Raw genomic sequence first — 8,470 nt, forward strand, 5'->3', positions numbered from 1 at the left:
ATTTATGAAAATAGTTTTGAGTAGAAGCTAAGGCGTCTACCATAGAAAAGGTAAGGTTCTAAAGGTTTATAAAAGCAAATGAAACTGGTCTCCGATATGAGTCGGAGACCAGTTTTTTTGTCCACTTAAGTGAGTTGAGCGAACGAAAGAGAGCGAAACAAAAAACCACCTGCTATTCAGGTGGAGGAAATTAGCTTTAGCTTCAAGAACCAAGAAAACCTCCTTAAAGTATAATTGTGATAATCACATGCACAATTAAACAAGGAGGTAATCTTGGATAAAAATACTTTATCACATACAAGCTGGAGATGCAAATATCATATAGTTTTTGCGCCAAAATATAGAAGACAAGTAATATATAGACAACTAGGGAAGATATAGGGAGCATACTTCGTGAATTATGTTCAAGAAAAGGAATAAACATAGTAGAAGCAGAGCTATGTCCAGATCATGTCCATATGTTGGTAGAAATACCACCAAAATATTCAATATCACAAATAATGGGATATTTAAAAGGGAAAAGTTCTCTGATAATATTCGATAGACATGCTAACTTAAAATATAAATACGGAAATAGACACTTTTGGTGTAGAGGATACTATGTGGATACAGTAGGCAGAAATGAAAAGAAAATAAAAGAATATATACAAAATCAATTAAAAGAAGATTATTATGCTGACCAAATAAGTATAAAGGAATACCGTGACCCGTTTACGGGAGAGTCAGTAAATAAAAACAAATAAAAAAACTGCTTAAGCAGTAGTTGGGAAAGTGGTGCATGTGATAGAATACTCGACAGCCCCAATAGGGGCGTGCCGGTATTCGCGCTTTATAGGCGCTGTGCAAACTACCAGCTAAGCTGATAGTTTTGATTGGTGAATTTTATTCATTATTAATAATACGACATTTTTAAGATATATTAATATACTATCAAACTGTAGTTGTTTAAATTGTTGAAAAACCACGATGGATTGATAATTTCATAGCGGATTGATAAAAAATTAACATTATATAGTAAAGAGTTTCCACAAGTTGGAAGCTTTTCCTATTGTCTTAAATTAGCTGATATAATATACTGATATTAGAAAGGAGGGGATATGAGTATTAATAGAAGAAGATTAGAGATATTAAGGTCAGTTACTTTAAAAAATAAAATAAAAATGATTTCTATTTTAGAAGAATTTAAAGTATCGGATAGAACTATAAGAAATGATCTTATTCAAATAAACAATTACTTAAAAAAATTTACAGATAATGAAGTGGTTATAAAAAATGGATCTTTAATGTATGACAATATTGGGATTTTTAGTGACACTTTAAAAACTATTAATCTCAACAGTTATATTTTAGATAACAACGAAAGAATTATATTAGAAATATATATACTTTTAGTATCTAATGATTATGTAACTACTACTTATATATCTGATTTATTATTAGTTTCTCAATCTTCTGTATTCAATGATATTGACGTAATTAAATCAAAAATTAAAAATTATAATTTAAATTTAGATACCTCTCCAGGAAAAGGATTGTTAATTGAAGGAAAAGAAATTAATATTAGAAATCTTTTCTACAATATTATAGGGCACTATTTTTATTTAATAAATATTATAGAAAACACTAATTTCAAAGAACCAATTTTCTCTAGATATTTGGAAACAAAAAATTATATTTATGAAATTATTGGAAAGATTGAACATAAGTATAATATTATATTTTCAGAAGATTCCTTTAGAACATTGTATAATTATTTAATTTATATAACACACAGGATAAGAAATAACAGAGTTTTAAAGGTCGATTTTTTAGAATCTAGAATATCGAATATAAGTAAAGATATTGCTAATATATTGGAAGAAAGATACAAAATCAAAATAAATGATTCGGAAATTTTGATGATTAATGACTTGATTGAAAGTTTAGAATATAAGTATATAGGATACCAAGTTGTAAATACAATTGAGTCACAATTTTTGACTAGGTATATTATTGATTATGTTTCAGAGAAAATAAATATACCTTTGTTCATGGATTATAAGCTTTATGAAAGTTTATCTTTTCATATTGAAAGGATGAAAAACAATAATCACATCGGAAATCCTATCGACTACGATGAGGAAATATTGAATCTAGTTGTTAATAATAAAAGATTATATGATGTTGTGAGAGAATCTCTTGAGAATTCAGATGATTATTTTAAAAAATCATTAAATGATAGCGAGATTTATTATATAATTATTTATTTATATATTTCTATAGAAAAATTGTTAAATCAAATTATTAAGGAATTAAAGATAGTTATAGTATGTAATTCGGGAATAGGAACAAGTCAATTGATGTTGTTGAAGCTAAAAGATTTATTTGGATTTAAAAATATTCAAACAATAACAAGTAGACAACTTAATGATTCATTTATTAATAAATCTGATTTGATATTATCTACGGTAAGTCTTTCAGCAGAGACATCAGATTATATAAAAGTATCACCTATGATTACAGAAAAAGATGCAACATTAATAACATCATTAATATTTCAAATAGGGCATAAGAAGTTAAGAAAAATAAAGAGTATTAAGAATTCCAAGGTTATATTTAATAGCCTCGATAATAATTATGTTGAAGAGTTAGATGCAAAAGGAATAGACTATTACCTAACGAGAGATAATGTGATTCTTGATGTAGATGCAAAGGATTGGAGAGAATCGATAAGGCTTTCTGGGGATATTCTTTTAAAAAGCAATAAAATTAGTAAAAATTATATTGATAATATGATAAAAAATGTTGAAGATTATGGACCATATATAGTAATAAAAAAAGGAATTGCTCTTCCCCATGCAGAAATTTCGGAAGATGTAAAGGAAACCGGATTTTCGCTAATAAGATTAAAGAATCCAGTAACTTATGATGCTGGGAAATTAGATCCTATAAAATATGTATGCGCTCTCGCTGCAAATGAAAAGAAAAATTATATTAAAGCTTTATTTGATTTTAACAATTTGATAAATAACAAAGAATTTATGGAGCACCTAGATAGGGCTAAAGATTCAATAGAAGTAGAACACTTAATAAAGAAATTTATTCAAGAAAAATAACAAGGAGGTAAAATTGAGCAAAAAAAAATTATCTAAAGTTACTGTTATTCTAAGAGGTTATAGTTATGAGCAAATAAAATGTGTAGCTCAGACTTTGATAAGTTCTTCAATTAATAGCATAGAAGTTACTTTGAATTCGCCAGATGTATATGAAAGCATAAAGAAGATAAAACAAGATTTTCCAGAATTAAACGTAGGTGCAGGAACTGTATGCACAATAGAAGAAGTTATGAGTAGTATTGAAAGTGGAGTAGACTTTATATTATCGCCTATTAATTTGTCTAAAGAAGCAATTGAACTTTGTAACAAGAACGACGTAGTTTGTGTTCCTGCAGCTATGACACCAAGTGAAATCTATAAGATGTTTCAGTATGGAGCGGATATAGTAAAAATTTTCCCAGCAACTGCGGTTGGGGCAAAGTTTTTTAAAGATATTCAGGCACCTTTAGGAAATTTAGAACTCATGGCTGTAGGTGGGGTAAATGGCGATAATGCTAAAGAATTTTTGGCAAATAAATGTAATTATCTAGGAATCGGCAGCGGTATTTTCGAAAAGCAAGATATAAAAGATATGAATATGGAAAGATTAAAATTATCTTTAAATAAATTTATAGAAAATGTGGAGGTATAAATGGAGTGTTATTTGGACAAAGATCTTATTTTTAAAAATCTGGATGTAAAGGATTATAAAGATGCGATCAATACATTAGCTAGTGAGCTATACAAAAAAGGTCTCGTCAAACAAGATTATGTAAAAGAGGTTCTTTCGAGAGAAGAAATTTATCCTACAGGCTTGTACACTGGCGAAATAAATGTAGCAATACCTCATTGTGATTATCAATTTGTGAATAAAAAATCTATAGCAGTTGGAATTCTTAAAAATCCAATTAAGTTTAAAAAAATGGATGAACCAACAGAAGATGTAGAAGTTTCTATAATTATAATGTTAGCTATAGATGAACCCGATAATCATATAGCATACTTAACAAAGGTATTTAACCTAGTTCAAAATCAAGAACTTTTAAAAGAACTTTATCTGTCAGTAAGTGAAGAAAAAATTTTAGAATTATTAAACAAAAATTTATAGGAGGATTTTATGACAAATATTTTAGTGGCGTGTGGAAATGGTGTGGCAACTTCAACAATGGTTGCTTTAAAAATCAAGGAGGCTCTTAAGAAAGAAAATTTAAATGTTAATGTAACTCAATGTAAGCTAATGGAGATACCATCAAAAGCTGCAGATTATGATTTAATAGTTACTACTGGAAGGTATACTCAAGAAATTAATAAACCTATCATTGGAGGAATGCCTTTGCTAACAGGAATTGGAGAAGAAGAGAAACTTAAAGAAATAGTAGAGTTTGTAAAAGAAAGGAACTAATAAATGAACGTTTTATATAATATCTTTAATACTTTGTTAGGAGCTGGTCCATATGTAATGTTGCCAGTGATTATAACAATTATTGGTTTAGTGTTTGGTATGAAATTAAGTAATGCATTTAAATCCGGCATTACGGTTGCTATAGGATTCGTTGGTATTAAACTTGTTGTTGATATGTTGGCGGCTAATGTAGGTCCAGCTTCTAAAGCAATGGTTGAAAATTTTGGACTAAACTTGGATATTGTTGATGTAGGCTGGGGAGCGATAGCTTCTGTAACGTGGGCATCCCCAATTATACCGATAATAATAGCAACCATATTCTTGACAAATATTGTCATGCTAGTTTTCAATCTAACTGATACTCTAGATGTTGATATCTGGAATTATCATCATATGGCTATAGTCGGCTGTTTGTTATACTTTGTTACTGGAAATTTATTGTTAGCTATAATATCAGCTATTTTAATGGGAATAATTACATTTAAATTGGCAGATTGGACAAGTCCACTTGTTGAAAAATATTTTCAAATACCTAATGTTTCTTTGCCAACAATGTCATTTTTATCATCAGCTGTTATTGCATACCCTCTCAATTGGATTTTAGATAGGATTCCTGGTGTTAAGAATATAGATTTTAATGTTGAAAATGCTGATAAGTATTTAGGTGTATTTGGGCAACCAACTATGTTAGGATTTATTCTTGGAGTATTCGTTGGTATACTAGCAAAATATAATGTATCTGATATTATTAATCTAGGTATTCATATGGCGGCAGTAATGGTATTGATACCAAAAATGACAGCCTTGTTTGTAGAAGGCTTGATGCCTATTTCAAATGCTGCTACTGAATTTACAAAAAAGAAATTTAAGAATAGAAAATTCTTAATCGGACTTGATGCCGCAGTAGTTGTCGGTGATAGTACTGTAATAACAACAGCGCTTATTCTTATACCAATAACCGTTATACTTTCAGCTTTCTTACCAGGAAATAGAGTAATGCCTTTTGCTGATTTAGCAGTCATTACATTTAGGGTTGCTCTTGTAGTAGCAATGACTAGAGGAAATCTATTTAAGTCATTAATTATTGGTCTAGCATGTACTATAGCTATACTATATGCAGGAACAATCACCTCTCCTCAATTAACTGACTTCGCAGTCTCAACAGGACTAGATTTCGGTGGTGGTCTTATTACATCATTTGCTTCTGTTTCACTAACAGTAAGTTTCTTAGTATATGAAGCATTTCTACAAAATCCAGTAATTGGAGTGCCAGTAGCCCTTATAGTTGTAGCTATTATATTTTATTTTGCTGAAAGAAAATATAGAAATTTCAAGAGAATAAAAGCACAAAATGAGGGGATAAATTAAGTGAAAATAGTTGATTTTAAAATTTATGAAGTAAAACCAAGATGGATATTTGTTAAGGTTATAACTGATGAAGGTATAAATGGTTGGGGAGAAATGATTTCTGGAACAAAGACCGAAACAGTTATTGCTGGAGCTTATGAGATTGGTAAAAGAACTTTAATTGGAAGAAATCCATTTGAGATTGAAAGACTTTTTCAAGAAATGCATAGGTCATTTTTTAGAGGTGGTCCAATTCAAGGAACCATTGTTTCAGGATTTGAAATGGCTCTATGGGATATAAAGGGGAAAGCTTTAAATGTACCTGTATGGGAATTGTTAGGTGGAAAAGCTCGTGACAGGATAAAAGTATATTCATGGATTGGTGGAGATAGACCGGATGATGTTGTAAATCAAGCACAGGATAGAGTTGATAGAGGATTTGACTCTATTAAAATGAATGCTACAGAAGAATTGCACTATATTGATTCATTCAAGAAAATTGATGCTGTTATAAAAAGGGTGTCAGCTCTTAGAGAAAAATTTGGAATGGATTTAAATATAGGAATAGACTTCCATGGTAGAGTTCATAAAGCTATGGCAAAAGTATTAGCGAGCGAGCTTGAACAATTCAGACCTATGTTTTTAGAAGAGGTGGTATTACCAGAGAATGAAGATTCTTTTAAAACAATAGCAAGTATAACATCAACACCACTTGCAACTGGAGAAAGGTTATACACAAGATGGGGATTCAAAAATATTTTTAATGAGGGTGTTATTGATATCATACAACCGGATGTTGCCCTCGTTGGTGGAATAAATGAATTAAAGAAGATAGCATCAACAGCTGAGGCATTAGATATGGCGGTTGCACCACATGCACCTTATGGGCCTATAGCTCTTGCGGCAACTCTACAGATTGATACATGTACCCCAAATGTATTTATTCAGGAACAATCACTTGGAATTCATTATAATAAGGGATTCGATTTGTTAGATTTTGTTGATAATCAAGAAATATTTCATTACAAAAATGGTTATGTTGATATTCCAACGGAACCGGGTTTAGGAATAAAACTAAATGAAGACTTGATAGAAGAAGTATCTAAAGAAAAACTTAATTGGACAAATCCTTCATGGAAACATTATGATGGAACAATAGCCGAGTGGTAAATAATTTTATACATTGTAAAAGCTGATCTTTAAAGTCTAGGTTTAGAATCTACCTTATAAAGGTCAGCTTTTAAATATAAAATTAATATAAAAATATTTTCATTTCAGTATGAGGAGTATATTATAACAAAAAAGTTAATTTGTGTGGATTTAGATGGCACACTTCTAAATTCTAATAATGAAATAAGTAAAGAAACAAAAAAAGTTATATATGAAGTTATGAATAAAGGTCATAAAATGGCAATCATAACAGGCAGAGATTATTATAGTTCTATTCATGTTGCAAGAGAACTTTTTAAAGGTAGTACAAGTGGAATTCTTTCATCTTCGAATGGTGCTCATGTTTTTGACTTATGTAGTAATAAAGTTATTTATGAACATAAAATAAACTCAGATGTTCTAAAAGATTTGATGGATTTTAGCAAGTCAATAGGAATAGATTATATGTTATATAAAGATAATAAAATAATGATTGAAAAAATTGATACATATGATGTTGATTTAATTCATCAAAAAAATAAAATAGAAGTCCTTTTAGTTAAAGACTTAAAAGACTGGGTAGGGGATGGATTAAATAAAATCATATTATCAGCTAACCCTGAGAAAATCATAGGAAATTATGAAAAAATCAAAGAAAAGTATAACAAGATAATAAATCCAGTACGTTCTATGCCACAATTTATAGATTGTATACCCTATGGTATTAATAAGGGGGTTAGTATGGGTGAGATAGGAAGGTATTATGGAATAGGTATGGAAGATACAATAAGTTTCGGTGATGGTGATAATGATATTGAAATGATTGTAAAAGCTGGGTGTGGCGTATCAATGAAAAATGGAAGTTTAAATCTTAAAAAAATGGCAGATTTTATATGCTTAACTAATGATAACGATGGAATAGCAGATTTTTTAGAAAATTATGTTATAAATTCATAATGACTTATGTTTATGTAACTTAATTATAATTGTTTTGAGATAAATTAGATTTTAAGTTATTAGATGGAATTTTCCAAGGTGATTAAAATTCTCGGAAAATTCTAAAGATAGGATGGGATCTTAACGATGGAAGTTTGAAAAAATTATATATATAATGAAAGAAAAAATGTTTTTAAATTTAAAGCTGAAAGGAGAATCCTATGAAAAAAATAATTAAAATCATAGCCCTAATATTGATACTAACAGCCTGCTCATCTCAAGGCAAAGTCAAAAATCCTGCCACCCAGGAATACAAGGCAGGAACAGGCAATATTCAGGGGAATGTAGATGTAGAAAAGTATTTGAAAATAGATCAGAGATTTGACATAGGGGCAGACAAAAACGGAATGGCAGTTTTTAAAGATCCTCATGAAGCCTACCAAGCCCTAACAGAAAAATACTCCGACGGCATAAGTCTAATCCAAAAAGAATTTGACCTAGAAGATTTAAGCGAAACATCCTATGAAGACTACAAAACCTATGGTTGGCAAGTAGAAACAGT

Annotated in this window: 8 protein-coding genes and 1 pseudogene; all 9 read left to right on the top strand. The window is 29.8% G+C overall.

What is annotated here, in order from left to right:
• Positions 1 to 273 precede the first annotated feature (273 nt).
• A pseudogene (gene tnpA / locus HMPREF1630_RS09290) lies at positions 274 to 743 on the top strand (IS200/IS605 family transposase).
• Between the two features lie 354 nt (positions 744 to 1,097).
• The gene (locus HMPREF1630_RS00160; protein ID WP_037325910.1) at positions 1,098 to 3,095 is read left to right on the top strand and encodes a BglG family transcription antiterminator; all 1,998 of its coding nucleotides are present in this window, start codon (positions 1,098 to 1,100) and stop codon (positions 3,093 to 3,095) included.
• A 13-nt stretch (positions 3,096 to 3,108) separates the two neighbouring features.
• Positions 3,109 to 3,726: a bifunctional 4-hydroxy-2-oxoglutarate aldolase/2-dehydro-3-deoxy-phosphogluconate aldolase gene (locus HMPREF1630_RS00165; RefSeq protein WP_037325912.1), complete on the top strand. Its 618-nt coding sequence runs from the start codon at positions 3,109 to 3,111 to the stop codon at positions 3,724 to 3,726.
• Positions 3,727 to 4,182, top strand: a complete 456-nt coding sequence (locus HMPREF1630_RS00170; RefSeq protein WP_037325914.1) for a PTS sugar transporter subunit IIA — start codon at positions 3,727 to 3,729, stop codon at positions 4,180 to 4,182.
• A gap of 9 nt (positions 4,183 to 4,191) precedes the next feature.
• Entirely contained in the window at positions 4,192 to 4,476 is a 285-nt protein-coding gene (locus HMPREF1630_RS00175; protein WP_037325916.1) for a PTS sugar transporter subunit IIB, read from the top strand.
• Between the two features lie 3 nt (positions 4,477 to 4,479).
• The gene (locus tag HMPREF1630_RS00180; protein ID WP_037325918.1) at positions 4,480 to 5,844 is read left to right on the top strand and encodes a PTS galactitol transporter subunit IIC; all 1,365 of its coding nucleotides are present in this window, start codon (positions 4,480 to 4,482) and stop codon (positions 5,842 to 5,844) included.
• Positions 5,845 to 6,993 (top strand): galactonate dehydratase, encoded by a 1,149-nt coding sequence (gene dgoD / locus HMPREF1630_RS00185; RefSeq protein ID WP_037325920.1) that lies wholly within the window; start codon positions 5,845 to 5,847, stop codon positions 6,991 to 6,993. It begins immediately after the preceding gene.
• Between the two features lie 144 nt (positions 6,994 to 7,137).
• The gene (locus HMPREF1630_RS00190; protein WP_052039332.1) at positions 7,138 to 7,929 is read left to right on the top strand and encodes a Cof-type HAD-IIB family hydrolase; all 792 of its coding nucleotides are present in this window, start codon (positions 7,138 to 7,140) and stop codon (positions 7,927 to 7,929) included.
• Positions 7,930 to 8,129: 200 nt separating this feature from the next.
• On the top strand, positions 8,130 to 8,470 hold a 341-nt coding region (locus tag HMPREF1630_RS00195; protein WP_037325924.1), incomplete at its 3' end, for a hypothetical protein.

Source organism: Anaerococcus lactolyticus S7-1-13 (genome assembly GCF_000758765.1).
In the GTDB taxonomy this organism is placed as follows: domain Bacteria; phylum Bacillota; class Clostridia; order Tissierellales; family Peptoniphilaceae; genus Anaerococcus; species Anaerococcus lactolyticus.